The organism is Enterobacter cloacae subsp. cloacae ATCC 13047, assembly GCF_000025565.1.
Lineage (GTDB): Bacteria > Pseudomonadota > Gammaproteobacteria > Enterobacterales > Enterobacteriaceae > Enterobacter > Enterobacter cloacae.
On the sequence record NC_014121.1, the window covers coordinates 209,419 to 226,997 of the forward strand.

16 protein-coding genes and 1 tRNA gene are annotated in these 17,579 nt (G+C 55.3%); 8 read left to right on the top strand and 9 right to left on the bottom strand.

The annotated features are described in order from the left end of the window. The first annotated feature begins 178 nt into the window (after positions 1–178). Positions 179–1,798, top strand: coding sequence for an ABC-F family ATP-binding cassette domain-containing protein (locus tag ECL_RS01015; protein WP_013094971.1), 1,620 nt, complete (start codon positions 179–181; stop codon positions 1,796–1,798). 46 nt (positions 1,799–1,844) lie between these two features. On the opposite strand, the gene ECL_RS01020 is transcribed toward ECL_RS01015, so the two are convergent. Further along, positions 1,845–2,132 (bottom strand): HTH-type transcriptional regulator, encoded by a 288-nt coding sequence (locus tag ECL_RS01020; protein ID WP_013094972.1) that lies wholly within the window; start codon positions 2,130–2,132, stop codon positions 1,845–1,847. Between the two features lie 331 nt (positions 2,133–2,463). Between ECL_RS01020 and ECL_RS01025 the strand changes: the two genes are divergently transcribed. After that, entirely contained in the window at positions 2,464–3,174 is a 711-nt protein-coding gene (locus ECL_RS01025; protein WP_013094974.1) for a DUF3053 domain-containing protein, read from the top strand. A 246-nt stretch (positions 3,175–3,420) separates the two neighbouring features. After that, a complete protein-coding gene (gene cspE, locus ECL_RS01030) occupies positions 3,421–3,633 on the top strand; it encodes a transcription antiterminator/RNA stability regulator CspE (protein ID WP_003860775.1) in 213 nt (70 codons plus the stop codon). A gap of 58 nt (positions 3,634–3,691) precedes the next feature. Here cspE and ghrB read toward each other — a convergent pair whose 3' ends face one another. The 6 genes from ghrB to ECL_RS01060 all read right to left on the bottom strand — a co-directional run bounded on the left by ghrB (position 3,692) and on the right by ECL_RS01060 (position 9,694). Beyond that, positions 3,692–4,666 carry a glyoxylate/hydroxypyruvate reductase GhrB gene (gene ghrB, locus ECL_RS01035; RefSeq protein ID WP_013094975.1) on the bottom strand — a complete coding sequence of 325 codons (975 nt, stop codon included), beginning with the start codon at positions 4,664–4,666 and terminating at the stop codon, positions 3,692–3,694. 26 nt (positions 4,667–4,692) lie between these two features. Beyond that, on the bottom strand, positions 4,693–5,973 hold the full coding sequence (locus ECL_RS01040) for an MFS transporter (protein WP_013094976.1): 1,281 nt from the start codon (positions 5,971–5,973) through the stop codon (positions 4,693–4,695). Between the two features lie 116 nt (positions 5,974–6,089). Further along, a complete protein-coding gene (locus ECL_RS01045; protein ID WP_013094977.1) occupies positions 6,090–7,028 on the bottom strand; it encodes a sugar kinase in 939 nt (312 codons plus the stop codon). 3 nt (positions 7,029–7,031) lie between these two features. Next, on the bottom strand, positions 7,032–7,781 hold the full coding sequence (locus ECL_RS01050) for a sugar phosphate isomerase/epimerase family protein (protein ID WP_013094978.1): 750 nt from the start codon (positions 7,779–7,781) through the stop codon (positions 7,032–7,034). Between the two features lie 104 nt (positions 7,782–7,885). Continuing rightward, positions 7,886–8,902, bottom strand: coding sequence for a LacI family DNA-binding transcriptional regulator (locus ECL_RS01055; protein WP_013094979.1), 1,017 nt, complete (start codon positions 8,900–8,902; stop codon positions 7,886–7,888). A 129-nt stretch (positions 8,903–9,031) separates the two neighbouring features. Then, entirely contained in the window at positions 9,032–9,694 is a 663-nt protein-coding gene (locus ECL_RS01060; protein WP_013094980.1) for an OmpA family lipoprotein, read from the bottom strand. Between the two features lie 164 nt (positions 9,695–9,858). Between ECL_RS01060 and ECL_RS01065 the strand changes: the two genes are divergently transcribed. Continuing rightward, a complete protein-coding gene (locus ECL_RS01065; protein ID WP_013094982.1) occupies positions 9,859–12,180 on the top strand; it encodes a molybdopterin guanine dinucleotide-containing S/N-oxide reductase in 2,322 nt (773 codons plus the stop codon). Here ECL_RS01065 and ECL_RS01070 read toward each other — a convergent pair. After that, positions 12,143–12,589 (bottom strand): N-acetyltransferase, encoded by a 447-nt coding sequence (locus tag ECL_RS01070; RefSeq protein ID WP_013094983.1) that lies wholly within the window; start codon positions 12,587–12,589, stop codon positions 12,143–12,145. The genes ECL_RS01065 and ECL_RS01070 overlap by 38 nt on opposite strands. Continuing rightward, entirely contained in the window at positions 12,567–13,148 is a 582-nt protein-coding gene (tag, locus tag ECL_RS01075) for a DNA-3-methyladenine glycosylase I (RefSeq protein ID WP_013094984.1), read from the bottom strand. Before tag ends, ECL_RS01070 begins: the two co-directional genes overlap by 23 nt. A 159-nt stretch (positions 13,149–13,307) precedes the next feature. On the opposite strand from tag, the gene ECL_RS01080 reads away from it, so the two are divergent. From ECL_RS01080 to ECL_RS01095, 4 genes are all read left to right on the top strand, one after another. Continuing rightward, the gene (locus ECL_RS01080; RefSeq protein ID WP_023620076.1) at positions 13,308–14,006 is read left to right on the top strand and encodes an autotransporter domain-containing protein; all 699 of its coding nucleotides are present in this window, start codon (positions 13,308–13,310) and stop codon (positions 14,004–14,006) included. Positions 14,007–14,244: 238 nt separating this feature from the next. Continuing rightward, on the top strand, positions 14,245–15,447 hold the full coding sequence (locus ECL_RS01085; RefSeq protein WP_013094986.1) for an L-lactate MFS transporter: 1,203 nt from the start codon (positions 14,245–14,247) through the stop codon (positions 15,445–15,447). Between the two features lie 239 nt (positions 15,448–15,686). Next, positions 15,687–17,381 carry a kdo(2)-lipid A phosphoethanolamine 7''-transferase gene (eptB, locus tag ECL_RS01090; RefSeq protein ID WP_023620079.1) on the top strand — a complete coding sequence of 565 codons (1,695 nt, stop codon included), beginning with the start codon at positions 15,687–15,689 and terminating at the stop codon, positions 17,379–17,381. A gap of 91 nt (positions 17,382–17,472) precedes the next feature. Next, positions 17,473–17,549: transfer RNA gene (locus ECL_RS01095), tRNA-Pro, on the top strand. The last annotated feature ends 30 nt before the right edge of the window (positions 17,550–17,579 follow it).

Below are 17,579 nucleotides of genomic sequence, written 5' to 3' on the forward strand. Positions count from 1 at the left end.
GCGTGCGGGTGAAAATTTAATCTTGAAATGGTCAACATATTACCGCTATCCTTATCGGCGTTAACTTTCTCCCTCAGGAGCGCATTCCGAAAATGAACAAACACGACTGATGAATTTCGATCCTTGCTAAACGCGATCGCGTCGGCAGGGGATGTTTTGATTTCATTCAGGAGTGCTTATGGCTCATTTTGCGCAGTCCCCTTCTTTTATTTTGCATCAGGTCACCTGTCAGTTTGCGACGGGCAATATTCTTTTTGGCCCGCTGAACCTCTCTCTGGAGACATCCCTGTGTGCGCTCGTTGGTCGTAATGGCAGCGGGAAAACGCGTCTGCTGCGCATGCTGGCGGGGCTGGATGAACCTGCCAGTGGTCATATTGAGCGTTTTGCCTCACATGTCTATGTGGCACAACAGCAGGATATCTCCCCACAGACAACGCTTGCTGAACTGCTTGGTTATGACGCGATTTTTGCAGCGCGTAAGCGCATCGATCGCGGCGATTACCAGCCTGACGATCTGGAGATGCTCGACGGCTACTGGGATTTAGCAGAACGCCTGAACGAGGCGTTTCTCCAGGCGAAACTGCCACCGTTTGACCCCGATAAACCTGCCGCCGAATTCAGCGGTGGCGAGCGGATCCGTGCCCTGTTGTGCGGTGCATTTACGGCTGAGGCGGATTTCCTGTTGCTGGATGAACCCACCAACCATCTGGATCGACAAGGCCGGGCGTGGTTTTACGACCAGTTGCGCCGTTATCAGGGCGGCGTGCTGGTTGCCTCTCACGATCGTGAGTTACTGGCGCAGGTGCCACGTATTCTTGAGCTGAGCCCCTCCGGGCTGCGCAGCTACGGCGGCAATTATGCAGACTATAAACAGCAACGGGATGCCGAACAGCAGGCTGCCCGCGCGGCGCTGGAGCATGCGGCAACGGAGCGCAAACGCACCCGCGCGCGAATGCAAAAAGAGCATGATGACAGCCAGCGGCGTTCGGCGAAGACCATACGCACGGTCGATACCCTGAATATCGCGTCGTTTGAGCGGGTCAAATATAAAGCGGCGGCAAAAGAGCGTATCGGCTCGTGGAAAAAACAGCACAGCGATCAAAACGATGTGCTGAATGCCGCGGTAAACAAGGCGCGGGAACGGGTTGAAGAAGACGCCCCGATCATGTTTACCCTGCCGGGAAGCCAGATTGCTGAGGGAAAACAGGTGCTGGTGCTGGAGGAACTGCAATTGCCGCATGTCTCACTTCCGCCAATGAACTGGCGGATGGACGGCCCGATGCGCGTGGCGCTCAGGGGGCCCAATGGCTGCGGTAAATCAACGCTGTTAAAAGTCATCCTCGGTGAAACCGCACCCCGTGCAGGCAGTTGTAAGGTATCGGTGACGTGTGCGTATCTCGATCAGCACCTGTCGCAGCTGGATCTGACGCAGTCGGTTATGGCACATCTCAATCTGAGCAATACGCCGCTGGAAGAGGGGACGCTGCGCACCCGCCTGGCACAGCTTCAACTGGGGGCGGATAAAGTCTCACTGCCGCTGGCAGAGTTGAGCGGAGGTGAGCGTCTGAAAGCCGCCCTGGCCTGCGTGTTGTGGCGCGAGCACGCCACGCAGCTTTTACTGCTTGATGAACCGACCAACCATCTGGACCTGGCATCGGTCCAGGCGATTGAAGCGGCGCTGGCCGGTTTCCCCGGAGCACTGCTGGTGGTGTCCCATGATGAAAGCTTTCTGCAAGGGTTGGCGTTAACGCATGAACTGGTGTGGGAGGAGACGGGCTGGCATTGTGAAGGCCTTTAAAACATAAACCCCCGCAAAGGCGGGGGCGGTAATTCACGGTACTGCATCACGCTATCTGTTTGCTGAGTGCAGGGTTGGCCTGAATCAGGCGCATCAGCTTTAACTCGGTTGGCGTGGGTTTCTCTCGTTTCGACTCCCACTCCAGCACCATCGCTACGCTGACACCCATCGCTCTGGCGAATTCATCTGTTTTTAAACCTGTCCCTTTGCGCAATTGCTCATATTCTGTAAAGGGATTGGATTTCTGTTGCAGGGTCACTGTCTGCGGTACATCTTTAAAAATAATCTGTTCCAGGCTGCTCAGCAGCTCAAACTCAGGATCTTTATATTCCATTGAGAACTCCTCTTAAATCACACACCGGGATCAAGAACATCAGAGAGCCCATTAAGAATAGTCCCTAATACAAACGAAGGATCATCACGCTTGTGATTAATCGTGCGGTAACGATCGCTTTATCCGTTTCAGCTATGCGGATAGTTATGCTAATTACCTGATTAACCATATGTCGGCTTCGCCAGGTATTTTTTTGTAAAGAGTAAGAAATAAAATGGCAATAGCCGTTTTGCATGAAAAGAGTATCTTGCAGCGCTGACCTGGACTATCCTTGTCAGCGTTGGGCACGCGTGTGCCGATGTGCGCTTTTTTGGGTGAAAGGAGTAATGAAATGGCGACAGGAAAGTCCTGCTCTCGCTGGTTTGCGCCTATTGCGGCGTTGTTGATGGTTGTTAGCCTGAGTGGGTGTTTTGATAAAGAAGGCGATCAGCGCAAAGCGTTTATCGATTTTCTGCAGAATACAGTGATGCGCAGCGGCGAGCGTTTGCCGACGCTGACTGCGGATCAGAAAAAACAGTTTGGCCCCTTCGTGTCTGATTACGCCATTCTGTATGGTTATTCACAGCAGGTAAGCCAGGCGATGGACTCCGGCATTCGTCCGGTTGTGGATAGCGTTAACGCCATCCGTGTCCCGCAGGATTATGTCACCCAACGTGAACCGCTTCGCCAGTCTAACGGTGCGCTCGGCGTGCTGAGCCAGCAATTGCAGAACGCGAAAATGCAGGCTGACGCGTCACGTTCCGCGTTGAAACAGGGCGACGATCTCAAACCGGTCTTCGACAAAGTGTATGAGAAAGTGGTGACCAAACCTTCGGATGCCCTGCAACCGCTGATCCCCGCCGCGCAGATCTTCACGCAGCAGTTGGTTCAGGTAGGGGATTTTATCTCCCAGCAGGGGACGCAGGTGAGCTTTGTTGCCAACGGTATTCAGTTCCCAACCTCGCAGCAGGCGAGTCAGTACAATACGCTGATTGGGCCGCTGGCCTCTCAGCACCAGGCCTTTAGTCAGGCGTGGAGCGCAGCCGTCGCTGCCACAGAATAAACCGAAAAAACCCCGCTTCAGGCGGGGTTTTTTACTTATGACTAAAATAACGCTTGTCATTCCTCTACCACATCGGTATAACTGTTCGCGTCGGTTTGTTACACAGACCTAAAGCAGTTTAGTAAAGCAGTCCAGATTGTTATCCATAGATACCCTTCGTAGTGACCCTTCCTTCATCGCTTAAAAATCTGTAACGCAACCCATCAAGCCGGAAGGCACAATATATTTGTTAATTAAGGTAATTCTATGTCTGCTAAAATGACTGGTCTGGTAAAATGGTTCAACGCTGATAAAGGTTTCGGCTTCATCACTCCTGACGATGGCTCTAAAGACGTGTTCGTACACTTCTCTGCTATCCAGAACGATGGCTACAAATCTCTGGACGAAGGTCAGAAAGTGTCCTTCACCATCGAAAGCGGCGCTAAAGGCCCAGCAGCTGGTAACGTTGTAAGCCTGTAAGCTTCCAACCCAGTAGCAAAGAATTTAAAAACCCGCCTTCTGGCGGGTTTTTTCGTTTCTACTGTTGGACCTGTGGATTGACGCAGTTTTTCTCCACGTTTCCGTTCAGCGCGGCGATCAGATTATCCACCGCGGTGGCCGCCATGTTGTAACGCGTCTCGTGCGTCGCAGAACCAATATGGGGCAGCGCGACCACGTTAGGCAGCGAAAGCAGCGGCGAATCCACCGGCAGCGGCTCCTGTTCAAACACGTCCAGACCGGCCGCATGGATCTCACCGTTTTGTAGCGCCTCAATTAACGCCTTCTCATCCACGACCGGGCCACGACCCGCATTGATGAAAATGGCGGATTTCTTCATCTTTGCAAACGCCGCTTTGCCAATCAGATGCCGGGTTTCGTCCGTCAGAGGCAGGATCAGACAGACAAAATCCGCTTCCTGCAACAGCGTATCCAACTCGCAATAGCGGGCGTTGAAGCGTTCTTCGGCTTCGCTGTGATGGCGACGTGCGTTATACAGAATCGGCATGTTAAAACCGAAATGCGCACGCTGCGCCAGCGCCAGGCCGATCCGGCCCATGCCAACAATCCCCAGCGTTTTGCCATGAACATCCACACCGAACCAGTCCGGGCCGATGCTTTTTGTCCACTCGCCCGCTTTGACGCGCTCGGCCACCTCCACCACGCGGCGGGCAGTGCTGAGCATCAGCGCCATCAGCGTGTCGGCCACGGTCTCCGTCAGGGCATGTGGCGTATGCATCAGCAGAATGTTGCGCGCGTTGAGGGCGTCCACGTCAAAATTGTCGTAACCCACGGAAACGGTTGAGGTAGCACGAAGCTTCGGCATTTTTTCCAGCAACGCGACATCCACTTTTTCGCTTGAACCCAGCAGGCCTTCGGCTCGGGCGAACGCCCCGGCGTGTTGTGCCACCGTCTCCGGGCTTAGGTTCTTCACCTGCGTGACGGTGAAGTGTTCTTCCAGGCGTTTTTGCAGATCATCAGGCAGTGCTTTATACAAAATGACGGACGGCTTCATGCTTATCTCCGTTGATTTTTAATGATTCAGGCGTGGCGTGCGCCGACGGGGAGTTGTTGATTATTAGCAGGCTTAACAATCAGAGTAAGCCATACTGAGGCGAAAAGTGCCACTCCCATAAAGATGTATGAGGCTGACGGGCTGCCGGTTGCACCGTTAAGGTAACCGACGAACCAGGAGCCGCAGAACGAACCGAGCGCACCCATACTGTTAATCAGTGCCATCGCGCCGCCTGCCACATTACGCGGCAGCATCTCCGGGATGATGGCGAAGAAGGGACCATACGGGGCGTACATCGCCGCACCGGCAATCACCAGCAGCGTATAGGAGACCCAGAAGTGGTTTGCGCCCACGGCCCAGGAGCCGATGAAAGCAAAGGCAGCGATCAGCAGCAGTGGCCAGACAAACAGCTTACGATTTTGCAGTTTGTCCGATGCCCAGGAGACGATGATCATCGCGATAGTTGCCGCCAGATAGGGCACGGAGGAGAGCCAGCCGACTTCCACCATACCGAGATTTTCCCCGCCGCTGCGGATAATTGACGGCAACCACAGTACGAAACCGTACACGCCGATACTCCAGGTAAAATACTGCGCGCACAGCAGGATCACGTTGCGGGAGCGGAAGGCTTCGCCATAGTTACGCACCGCCTTCAGCCCTTGCTGCTCTTTATCCAGCTGCGCCTGCAGTGCGGCTTTTTCATCTTCGGAGAGCCATTTCGCCTGAGCAGGCTTATCTTTTACCAGCACCCACCAGCAGAAGGCCCAGATGATTGCCGGCACCCCTTCGATGATAAACATCTCACGCCAGCCGAAAGACTGGATCAGGTAGCCGGACACCACTGACATCCACAGTACGGTGACCGGGTTACCGAGGATCAGAAAGGTGTTCGCACGGGAACGTTCAGATTTGGTAAACCAGTTGCTGATGTAGATCAGCATTGCGGGCATCACCGCCGCCTCAACTACCCCAAGGATAAAGCGAATAGCGGCCAGGGCAGGGATATTATTGACCACGCCGGTAAGCGACGCGCAGGCGCCCCACAGGATCAGACAGACGAAGATCAGCTTACGCACACTGCGGCGTTCGGCGTAGATCGCGCCGGGGATCTGGAAGAAGAAGTAGCCCAGGAAGAAAAGGGCGCCCAGCAGAGATGAAATACCTTTGGTGATCCCGAGGTCTTCGGTGATCCCCGCGGCGGATGCGAAACTGAAGTTGGCACGATCAAGGTACGCCAGGCTGTACGTGATAAACACGATTGGCATGATGTACCACCAGCGTTTTACTGCATTGGTCGAACTGTTCATAGGCTTGCCTCTGTTGTTGAGGTGGTTACCGCCGTTGTCTGTAGGGTACACGGTGGTTTAATTATATGTGCGGGTCGTTGCCCTCACCCTGGCCCCTCTCCCACGGGAGAAGGGATTTACTCGTTAAGCTGCGCGCGCGTCGGCAATCCTTCACTGTCGCCCTGCACCTGAATGGCCAGCGAGCCGATCCAGTTGCCCCGGGCGATGGCCTGCGGCAGCGGTTTGCCTTCCAGCAGGGCGCTAATGACCCCGACGGCAAAGCCATCGCCCGCGCCGACGGTATCGACTACGTTCTCAACCTTCACGGCCGCGACCGCGCCCTGTTCACCATCCGCGGTTTTAAACCATGCGCCATCAGCACCGGTTTTCAGTACCACCGCTTTTACCCCTTTATTCAGGTAAAAATCGGCAATCCCTTCCGGCGTGTTTTCACCGGTGAGGATCACGCCTTCTTTCACCCCCGGCAGAACCCAGTCCGCCTGGAATGCCAGACGGTTCAGCTTCTCGACCATCTCCGCCTCGCTTTTCCACAACACCGGGCGCAGGTTAGGATCGAAAGAGATCGTTTTCCCCTGGGCCTTCATGGTGGTCGCGGCATGATCGAGCAGTTCATACGAGCTGGCTGACAACGCGGCTGCCACACCACTCAGGTGCAGATGGCGTGCACTCGCAAAGTAGTCGGCGTGATAATCTTCCACCGAGAGATGGCTTGCCGCCGACCCTTTGCGGAAGTATTCCACGATGGGATCGGTTCCATTTTCGACTTTAGATTTAAGCTGAAAGCCGGTCGGGAAGCGTCCATCGAGCGTTACGCCTGCGGCATCAATCCCCTCTTTTTTCAGCGAATCAAGAACGAAGTGACCAAAGCTGTCGTCACCCACGCGGCTGACCCAGCCTGTTTTCAGGCCGAGGCGTGCCAGCCCCGTTGCCACATTCAGCTCTGCGCCTGCCACGCGTTTGATAAAGTGCTCAACCGTGCTCAGCTCACCGGTTTCGGTAGCGACAAACATCGCCATGGCTTCACCGATAGTGATCACATCCAGTGTCTTGTGCATGGTTTACTCCTCGCGCAGCAGGTTAACGTAATGCCGGGTGACAGCGGTTAAGTCCGCCCCTTCCAGCGGGAACTCGATCCCGCGTGGGGCATCGGCAGGCAACTGACTGAGCAGGGCCAGCCAGCGCGCATCGGCGCGATCCGGCGCGACGGCGCGGAACTGTGCTTTATGCGGTACGGCGGCTTTCACGTGGATATAGCTGACCGCCGGAGCCAGACGGGTTGCCGCTTCTTCCGGCGAGTCGCCGACCCACAGCCAGTTACCCATGTCGAAGGTCAGCGTGACGGGGAGCGCCATTTCCCGGCAGGCGGCCTGGAAGCGCTGCATCGGCGCAAGCTGGCCGCAGTCGGTCTGGTCGTTTTCCACCACCAGTGCCATGCCGCTCTCATTGAGCAAAGCGCGCAGGGCGGTAAGCGGCCGGGTGCCGCTGAAATGTCCCAGGGATACCTTCAGCCACAGCGCGTTGAGCGTGCTGGCTTCGGAAAGGTAGCGGGGAAGGTCGGGGTTGAGGGCACCGTCGGGCATAAACAGGGGGGCGGGGGCGGAATAACACGCCAGCAGGCCCAGCAGCTCAATGGATTCACCCAGCGCAGGCAGCGCCTGTAGCTCTTCGCTGTTGAACAGCTCCCGGCGGATCTCAACGCCGTCGGCACCCGCACCGGCAATCACGGGCAGCATCGCCCGTTGGCCGCCAGCCTGTCGCACCTGATCCGCACCATACGCGGCGGTGACCACCATTATTTTTCTGCCCATTCAGGAACTCCATCAAACGTACATCGATACTATTACGCTAGATGGAACCGGTTCCAAAGAAAAGTTCAGGATGTTGAATTTATGATCGTCATCACAAGGGGAAATTAACGGGCGGTGGAGCCGCGGACAATCAGCTCGCCAGAAAAGACCTGCTCGCGCACGGCATCGCTGATCCCTTCAATGCGACGAACCACTTGTTCAACAGCGGCATAGCCGATTTGCCAGGTCGGCTGTTTGAGCGTGGTGATGCCTACCCCGGCCAGTTCTGCCCACTCCAGTTCATCGAAACCCAGCAGGCCGATATCGCTACCCCAGTGCAGGCCAATGCGTTTGAGCGAGCGGGCGACCTGAAGCGTCAGCGCCCCGTTGGCCGAAATCACAGCTTTGCGCATCCCGCGATGGCGCGTGTGGAACTGACGCAGGGTATTGTCGAGCTGGTCGGCTTCATGAAGCGGAGTTTCGGCGTTTTCGGCGATCACTCCGGGATAACGCTCCAGGGTGGCACGAAATGCATTCAGGCGCTCACGACGGGTATTCACCATGCCCAGCGGCTCGCTCAGGAACAGAATTGCTTCGAAGCCCTGTTCGATCAGATGCTCGGTTGCAGTCGTGGCCGCCTGGGTATTATCCAGCCCGACAACATCGCAGGCGAACTCCGGGATTTTACGATCGATGAGCACCATCGGCAGGGAAGACTGTTGCAGCCGGTTTAACCCTTCCTCGCGCATACCCACGGCATTGACCACGATACCTTCCACCTGGTAGCTGCGCAGCAGATCGAGATAATGCAGCTCCTGGTCCACCTCATTGTTGGTGTTACAGACCAGCGGGGTAAAACCTTTCTCGCGACAGGCGGCTTCGATACCGCTCAGCACGTTTACCGAGTAGGGGTTGGTAATATCGGCGATGATAAGCCCGATAAGGCGGGTACGGCCACGTTTAAGTCCGCGCGCCATGATGCTGGGGCGGTAGTCGAGATCGGCAATGGCCTGCTCAATACGTGCCAGCAGCGCATCGGAAAGCAGGTGTTTCTCGCCGTTGAGATAGCGTGAAATACTGGTTTTACCGGTTCTGGCGGCTTTTGCCACGTCGCTGATGGTGGCCCGCGTTGGTTTGCTCATCACTGAATTCCCTGACTTTAGTGAGAATACCTTAGCGGGAAAATCAACGATGGCAAGTGGTTCATGTCGGGGTGTGCGGTCTGATGCCCTCACCCCGACCCTCTCCCACGGGGAGAGGGGGAAATGCGATTACTGAATTGGACTTAACGTAATCTCAACGCGGCGGTTCTGCGCTTTGCCTTCCGCCGTGCTGTTGCTGGCGATAGGGTTTGCCGGGCCCATACCGCTGGTGCGGATACGGTTCGCTTCAACGCCCTGGGTGATCAGCGAGCTGGCCACGGAATCCGCACGCTGCTGAGACAGACGCATGTTCAGTTCCTGGCTGCCGGTGCTGTCGGTGTAGCCAATCACATTCACGGCGGTCTTGTTGTACTCTTTTAGCACCATCGCCACGCCGGTCAGGGTATTCGCACCGGCAGGTTTCAGCGTTGCGCTGCTGCTGTCGAAGGTCACGTTGTTAGGCATATTCAGGATGATGTTGTCACCGCTGCGCGTGACGCTCACGCCTGTGCCTTTCATTTTGTCGCGCAGCTTCGCTTCCTGCACATCCATGTAATAACCCACGCCGCCGCCGAGTGCTGCGCCTGCCGCTGCGCCAATCAGCGCGCCTTTACCGCGGTCTTTTTTGGAGGAGGAGAGCGCACCTACACCCGCCCCGACCAGTGAACCGATACCCGCGCCGATGCCGGATTTACCCGCTTCGCGTTCACCGGTGTATGGGTTTGTTGTGCAGCCAGAAACAGCCAGTGCACCGCTCACCAGAGCGGCAATAACGAGTACGCGTTTTTTCATCTTCTTTCCTTAATCCTTTTTATTCTTTGCCACGACGGACGTGGCAGTTGATTATGACGTCCGGATACGGAGAAAATTCCGGGGATAACTCTGAAATTTGTGACAAACCATAAACGGCCTCAATAACAAGACCGTAAACCTGCACGCAACCAGGAGCGCACGCTTTGAGCACCTCAACAAAAACCATTCTGACCGCCGCCCACTGGGGGCCGATGCTGGTCGAAACCGACGGCGAAAATGTCCTGTCTTCCCGTGGGGCATTGCCAACACAACACCCTAACTCTTTACAGACCGTCGTTCGCGATCAGGTGCACAGCAAAACCCGTGTGCGCTGGCCGATGGTGCGTAAAGGATTTCTGGCTTCGCCGGACAAGCCGCAGGGCATTCGTGGTCAGGATGAGTTTGTGCGTGTGAGCTGGGATGACGCGCTGGCGCTGATCCACGCCCAGCACAAGCGCATCCGCGACAGCTATGGGCCTGCATCCATTTTTGCCGGCTCTTACGGCTGGCGTTCTAACGGCGTACTGCATAAAGCATCGACATTGCTGCAGCGCTACATGAGCCTGGCCGGCGGCTACACGGGTCATCTGGGGGATTACTCCACCGGCGCGGCGCAGGCGATCATGCCGTACGTCGTCGGCGGTAATGAGGTTTATCAGCAGCAGACCAGCTGGCCGCTGGTACTGGAGCATACCGAGGTGGTGGTGCTGTGGAGTGCCAACCCTCTCAACACGCTAAAAATTGCCTGGAATGCTTCCGACGAGCAGGGTATTGGCTATTTTGATGCGCTGCGCAAGAGCGGTAAGCGCATCATCTGTATTGACCCCATGCGCTCTGAAACCATGGATTTCTTTGGTGACAGTGCCGAATGGCTCGCCCCGCATATGGGTACTGACGTGGCGATGATGCTGGGTATCGCCCACACGCTGGTAGAGAAGGGCTGGCACGACGCCGACTTCCTCGCGCGTTGCACATCGGGCTTCGACAAATTCGCCGATTATCTGACGGGTAAAACGGATGGTGTTGCCAAAACGGCAGCGTGGGCAGCCGATATTTGTGGCATTCCGGCTGACAAGCTCCGTGAACTGGCCGCGTTGTTCCATGAAAACACCACGATGTTGATGTCCGGTTGGGGCATGCAGCGCCAGCAGTTTGGCGAGCAAAAACACTGGATGCTGGTAACGCTTGCCGCGATGCTTGGGCAAATTGGTACGCCGGGCGGCGGGTTTGGGCTCTCTTATCACTTCGCCAATGGCGGCAACCCCACCCGTAAAGCCGCCGTGCTGGCCTCCATGCAGGGATCGGTGAAGGGCGGCGTTGATGCCGTGGATAAAATTCCGGTGGCGCGTATTGTTGAAGCCCTGGAAAACCCGGGCGGATTTTATCAGCATAACGGTCTGGACCGCCATTTCCCGGATATTAAGTTTGTCTGGTGGGCGGGTGGGGCGAATTTCACGCACCATCAGGATACCAATCGTCTTATCCGCGCCTGGCAGAAGCCGGAGCTGGTGGTGATTTCGGAATGCTTCTGGACCGCCTCCGCCAAACATGCCGATATCGTGCTGCCGGCCACGACCTCGTACGAGCGTAACGATCTCACCATGACCGGTGACTACAGCAACCAGCATATGGTGCCGATGAAGCGTGTGGTCGCACCGCGGGATGAAGCGCGTGATGATTTTGACGTATTTGCGGAACTGAGCGAACGGTGGGAAGCAGGCGGTCGTGAGCGTTTCACCGAAGGGAAAACCGATCTTGAGTGGCTGGAAACGTTCTATCAGATTGCCGCTCAGCGCGGTGCGGCCCAGGGGGTGACGCTGCCGCCGTTTGCGGAATTCTGGGAAGCGAACGCGATTTTCGAAATGCCGGAGAGCGAGCAGAACGCGCAGTTTGTCCGTTTCGCCGATTTCCGTCGCGACCCGGAGAACCATCCGCTGAAAACCGAGAGCGGAAAGATTGTGATTTACAGTGAGCGCATTGCCCGCTTTGGGTACGCGGATTGTCCTGCGCATCCCACATGGCTTGAACCGGATGAGTGGCACGGCAATGCCCAGCCGGAGCAGCTCCAGGTGTTATCCGCGCACCCCGCGCATCGCCTGCACAGCCAGCTTAACTATTCGTCGCTGCGCGAGCAGTATGCGGTCGCCGGGCGGGAGCCGATCACGCTTCATGCTGAAGATGCGAAAGCGCGCGGGATTGCGGATGGCGATCTGGTGCGCGTCTGGAATCATCGTGGGCAGGTGTTGGCCGGAGCGGTGGTGAGCGACGGAATCAAACCAGGCGTGATCTGCATCCACCAGGGCGCGTGGCCGGACCTGGACGAGAGCGGTATTTGTAAAAACGGTGCCGTTAACGTGCTGACCAAAGATCTCCCCAGCTCGAAGCTGGGGAATGGCTGCGCAGGCAATACGGCGCTGGCATGGGTTGAGAAATATCAGGGCCCCGAGCTTACTCTGACGGCGTTTGATCCGCCTGCCAGCTCATGATCCACGTCGGGTGTTGGGTGTCGTCCTGCCAGGCGCTGTCCTCGATGCGAAAGCCCTGAGCATGGTAGAAATTCACCGCCCGGACATTTTTTTGATACACCTCCAGGCTTAAATGCGGGAAGCGCTGTTGAACGTGGTTCAGCAGCGCGCGTCCGATGCCTTTGCCGATGTACGCCGGTGCGACAAATAGTGCGCCGACAAACTGAGACTGCATCACGCTGATAAACCCGTAAGGTTCGCCATCCTGTTCCCAGACCCAGGTTTCGGCCGACGGCAGATAAACGTCCCGCACCATGGCTTCGTTCTCTTTCCAGTAGCTCGCCTCAATAAACGGATGCGCTTCCGTGGTACTTTCAAGCCATAGGCTCAACAGCGACGCGGTATTCTCACTTTGCCATTTGCGGATCATGATGGCCTCCCGGATGACAGAAGCAGCCGGTAACATGGTCATTGACCAGGCCACAGGCCTGCATAAAGGCGTAGCAGATGGTGGAGCCGACAAACTTAAAGCCGCGTTTTTTCAGCGCTTTCGAGAGTGCGTCCGAGGCCGGAGTCGAGGCGGGAATTTCCGCGAGCGTGGCGGCCTGCGTGATTTGCGGATCGTTATTCACAAACGTCCAGACAAACTCTGAGAACGGTTCACCGTTTTGTTCCATTGCCAGGTAAGCGCGTGCGTTACCGATAATGGCCTGGATCTTACCGCGATGGCGGATGATGCCTGCATCCTGCACCAGTCGCTCCACGTCGTCGTCGGTCATCGCGGCGACCCGGACGGGATCGAACTGATGAAAGGCATTGCGGTAGTTTTCGCGTTTCTTCAATACCGTAATCCATGACAAACCCGCCTGCTGACCCTCCAGGCAGATCATCTCGAAAAGTTTTTTGCCGTCCGTTTCCGGCACGCCCCATTCCCGATCGTGATAGTCGATATAGAGCTGATCCTGGCTTACCCAACCGCAACGTTGCATCGGTTATCTCCCTTATGACACGGTTATCGCAAAAATTTCATTCCGTCAGGCTTGACGTGTGACCTGTAAAGACAATAGTTAATACAGGGCCATAAACCCTAAAAACCTCTTCCTGAACAATGATAAAAATCGCCGAATTCGGCTCTCTCTGGAGTCGCTTTGATGATAAAAAAAATCAGTGGTCGCCATGCTGTTTCTGGCCTGGTGGGGATTTCAGCCTGTCTGCTTTCTGGTCACTCAGCATTTGCCTGGCAACAGGAATATATCGTTTCAGACCCGCAAAGTAATACGGCGGAACGCTATACATGGGATGCGGATCACCAACCGCGTTATGACGATATCCTGGCGGAGCGCATCCAGTCTTCGCAAAATGCGCCGGGGCTGGCTCTGAATCTGCCCTCTGGCTCGACCTCCGCGGGGGCGATGAGCGTCGGCTGGAATTTTCCGCTGGCGGGTCATGTTACGACCGGCCCGGTGGTGGCATGGCGTTATGACGGCACCACGCCCATGATGATTAATGAGTTTGGTGATAGCGTGACAACCCAGGCGCTGACCGATCCCCTGTGGCATGCCAGCGTGAGTACGCTAGGCTGGCGCGTGGATACGCAATATGGCGAACTTCGTCCCTGGGCGCAGATTAGCTATAACCAGCAGTATGGTGAAAATCAGTGGAAATCCCAGTTCGGGATGCCGCAAACGCCTGCCCCGGCTCAAAATGGCAACTGGATGGATGTCACCGTAGGCACCGATATTCCTTTCACCTCGCACATGGCGGCGTATGCTTCCTTAGCGCAGGGGGAGGACAGCACGACGGGAGAGCAGTTTTTGTACACCCTGGGCGTAAGTGCAAATTTCTAACGTTGTTACTATTTTAAACGTCACGTTAACATCTTGAATACAATAACCGTGGGGGTTGTAGCGATAGCGTGCACTAACATTCTGTCGCTTCATTCCCCGGCAAGGTCGTTCATTCCCAATTCTAGGCATTTCATTCCGTTTCTCCTGCATCTCATGCCGTTTTCCCCCAGCGGTATCAGGGTTTTGTTTATCGTTGTCCTCAGCAAATTCCCTTACTTTCTCTTGCAGGACAACTGCCATGAATACATCTTCCTACAATCGTACACGCTGGCTGACGCTCTTTGGCACCATCGTCACCCAGTTTGCGTTGGGCTCGGTCTATACCTGGAGCCTGTTTAACAGTGCCCTTTCCGACAAGCTCGGCGCGCCGATCAGTCAGGTGGCGTTCTCTTTCGGTTTGCTAAGCCTTGGGCTGGCGCTGTCCTCTTCGGTTGCGGGCAAATTGCAGGAGCGGTTCGGCGTGAAACGCGTCACGATGGCCTCGGGGATCCTGCTGGGATTGGGCTTTTTCCTGACGGCGTATTCAAACAACCTGTTGATGCTCTGGCTGAGCGCCGGGGTACTGGTCGGTCTGGCGGACGGTGCCGGTTATCTGCTGACCCTGTCGAACTGCGTCAAATGGTTCCCGGAGCGTAAAGGGTTAATCTCCGCGTTTGCCATCGGTTCTTATGGCCTGGGCAGCCTCGGATTTAAATTTATCGACTCTCATCTGCTGGCGTCGGTTGGCCTCGAAAAAACCTTCATGATCTGGGGGGCTATCGTCCTGGTGATGATCCTGTTTGGCGCGACGCTGATGAAAGACGCACCGCAGCAGGAAGTGAAAACCGTTAACGGCGTGATGGAGAATGACTTCACCCTGGCTCAATCCATGCGTAAACCCCAGTACTGGATGCTGGCGGTGATGTTCCTGACGGCCTGCATGAGTGGCCTGTATGTGATTGGTGTGGCGAAAGATATCGCGCAGGGCATGGTTAAACTGGATGCCATGACGGCGGCAAATGCGGTGACCGTGATCTCTATCGCTAACCTGTCTGGTCGTCTGGTGCTGGGTATCCTGTCCGACAAGATTGCCCGTATCCGCGTGATTACCCTTGGACAGGTGGTTTCACTGGTGGGTATGGCGGCTCTGCTGTTTGCGCCCCTGAATGAAGCGACTTTCTTTGCTGCGATTGCCTGCGTGGCCTTTAACTTCGGCGGCACCATCACGGTGTTCCCGTCACTGGTGAGCGAGTTCTTTGGTCTGAACAACCTGGCGAAAAATTACGGCGTGATTTACTTAGGCTTTGGCATCGGCAGCATTTGCGGCTCGTTAATTGCCTCGCTGTTCGGCGGATTCTATGTCACCTTCTGCGTAATATTCGCCCTGTTGATTATTTCACTGGCCCTGTCGACGACGATTCGGCAGCCGCAGCGCGAAGTGTTTAATGAAGCACATGCTTAACCTAAATTAAAGAGGCCTTAACGGCCTCTTTAACCTTTATTTGATATGCTTCCAGACTTGTTATTTTGTAAAAATTTGCACCGATCACATTCTCCGCTGCCACTTTTCTCTCCCGCTGTGGTCTACTTACGGCGCTTGTAGACGTTTCTGATAACGCTTTCTTACGCATTTACTTACTCTGTCCGCTTTCTCACTGAGATTCGGCGGGTTTTTATACCCCTTCCCCCAGGGTTGTTTGCATGAAATACATTAGGTCTATTACCCAGCAAAGATTGTGTCTGATGCTGGCTGTCTATATCGGATTATTTCTGAATGGCGCGGTGCTGTTCAGACGAGTGGAAGGTTATTTCGAAGACCTCACCGTAAGAAATGGAATTTTTGCCGCTATTGAAGTGTTCGGCTCCGTCCTCGCGACATTTTTCTTGTTACGCCTGTTATCTCTCTTCGGCCGTCGCACGTGGCAAATTCTGGCCTCGCTGGTGGTGATAATTTCCGCCGCCGCCAGCTATTACATGACCTTTATGAACGTCGTCATTGGCTACGGTATCGTTGCGTCGGTAATGACCACTGACATTGATCTCTCGAAAGAGGTTGTGGGTAAAGGCTTTATCGTCTGGACAATTTTAACCTGTCTGCTCCCACTCTTCTTTATCTGGAGTAATACCTGCCGCTATACGTTGTTACGCCAGTTGCGCACTCGTGGACAGCGGATCCGCACTGTCGCCGTGGTCCTGCTGGCCGGTTTGCTGGTATGGGCGCCTATTCGCCTGATGGAAAAACAGCAAAAACGCATCGAAAAGGCAACGGGTGTCGATATGCCAAGCTATGGCGGCGTTGTGGCCAACTCGTATCTGCCGTCAAACTGGCTTTCAGCGTTAGGTCTCTATGCCTGGGCGCAGGCGGATGAATCCAGCGATGTGAAATCGCTGATGAATCCGACCAAAAAATTCCACTACGAGGCACCCGCTGACGGGCTCGATGATACTTACGTCGTGTTTGTTATTGGTGAAACAACGCGCTGGGATCATATGGGTATTCTGGGCTATGACCGTGATACCACGCCTAAACTGGCACAGGAAAAGAACCTGGTGGCTTACCGCGGCTATTCTTGTGATACCGCCACAAAGCTTTCGCTGCGCTGTATGTTTGTACGTGAAGGCGGTGCGAGTGATAACCCGCAGCGTACTCTTAAAGAGCAGAATGTATTTGCCGTACTAAAGCAGCTTGGCTTCAGCTCAGACTTGTTCGCCATGCAAAGTGAGATGTGGTTCTACACCAACACCCTTGCCGATAACATCGCGTACCGTGAGCAGATTGGCGCCGAGCCGCGTAACCGCGGTAAGACCGTTGATGACATGCTGCTACTCTCAGAAATGGAGCAGTCGCTGAAAAATCATCCGCAGGGTAAGCATCTTATTGTTCTGCACACCAAGGGATCGCACTACAGCTACTATCAGCGTTACACGCGTGATTTCGCAAAATGGCAACCTGAGTGCATCGGTATTAATAAATACTGCAGCAAGCAGGAGCTGATTAATGCCTATGATAACTCGGTGCTGTATGTGGATACGTTCCTCAGCCGGGTAATTGACCAGCTTCGCGATAAGAAAGCGATTGTGATCTATGCGGCTGATCATGGCGAGTCCATCAACGAGCAAGAGCATTTGCACGGTACGCCGCGTAAGCTGGCGCCGCCGGAGCAATTCCGTGTACCGATGATTATGTGGATGTCAGATAAGTACCTGGAGAACCCTGACAAAGCCAAAATGTTTGCTCATCTGAAACAGCAGGCAGAAATTAAGGTACCGCGCCGTCACGTTGAGTTGTACGACACCATCATGGGTTGCCTGGGTTATACCTCTCCGGACGGGGGGATTAACGAAAATAACAACTGGTGCAAACTGCCTGAAAGCAGCCAGAAAGCCGCGCAGTAGCTTGCCTGGCGAGTTTATCGCCAGTTGAATGGCTTTTTTAAATTAAGGGATTGACGGGGGCGCACCTCAGCAGTAAGATGCGCTCCGCATTCGGCGAGTAGCGCAGCTTGGTAGCGCAACTGGTTTGGGACCAGTGGGTCGGAGGTTCGAATCCTCTCTCGCCGACCACATTCTAAAAAGGGCTAACCGCAAGGTTAG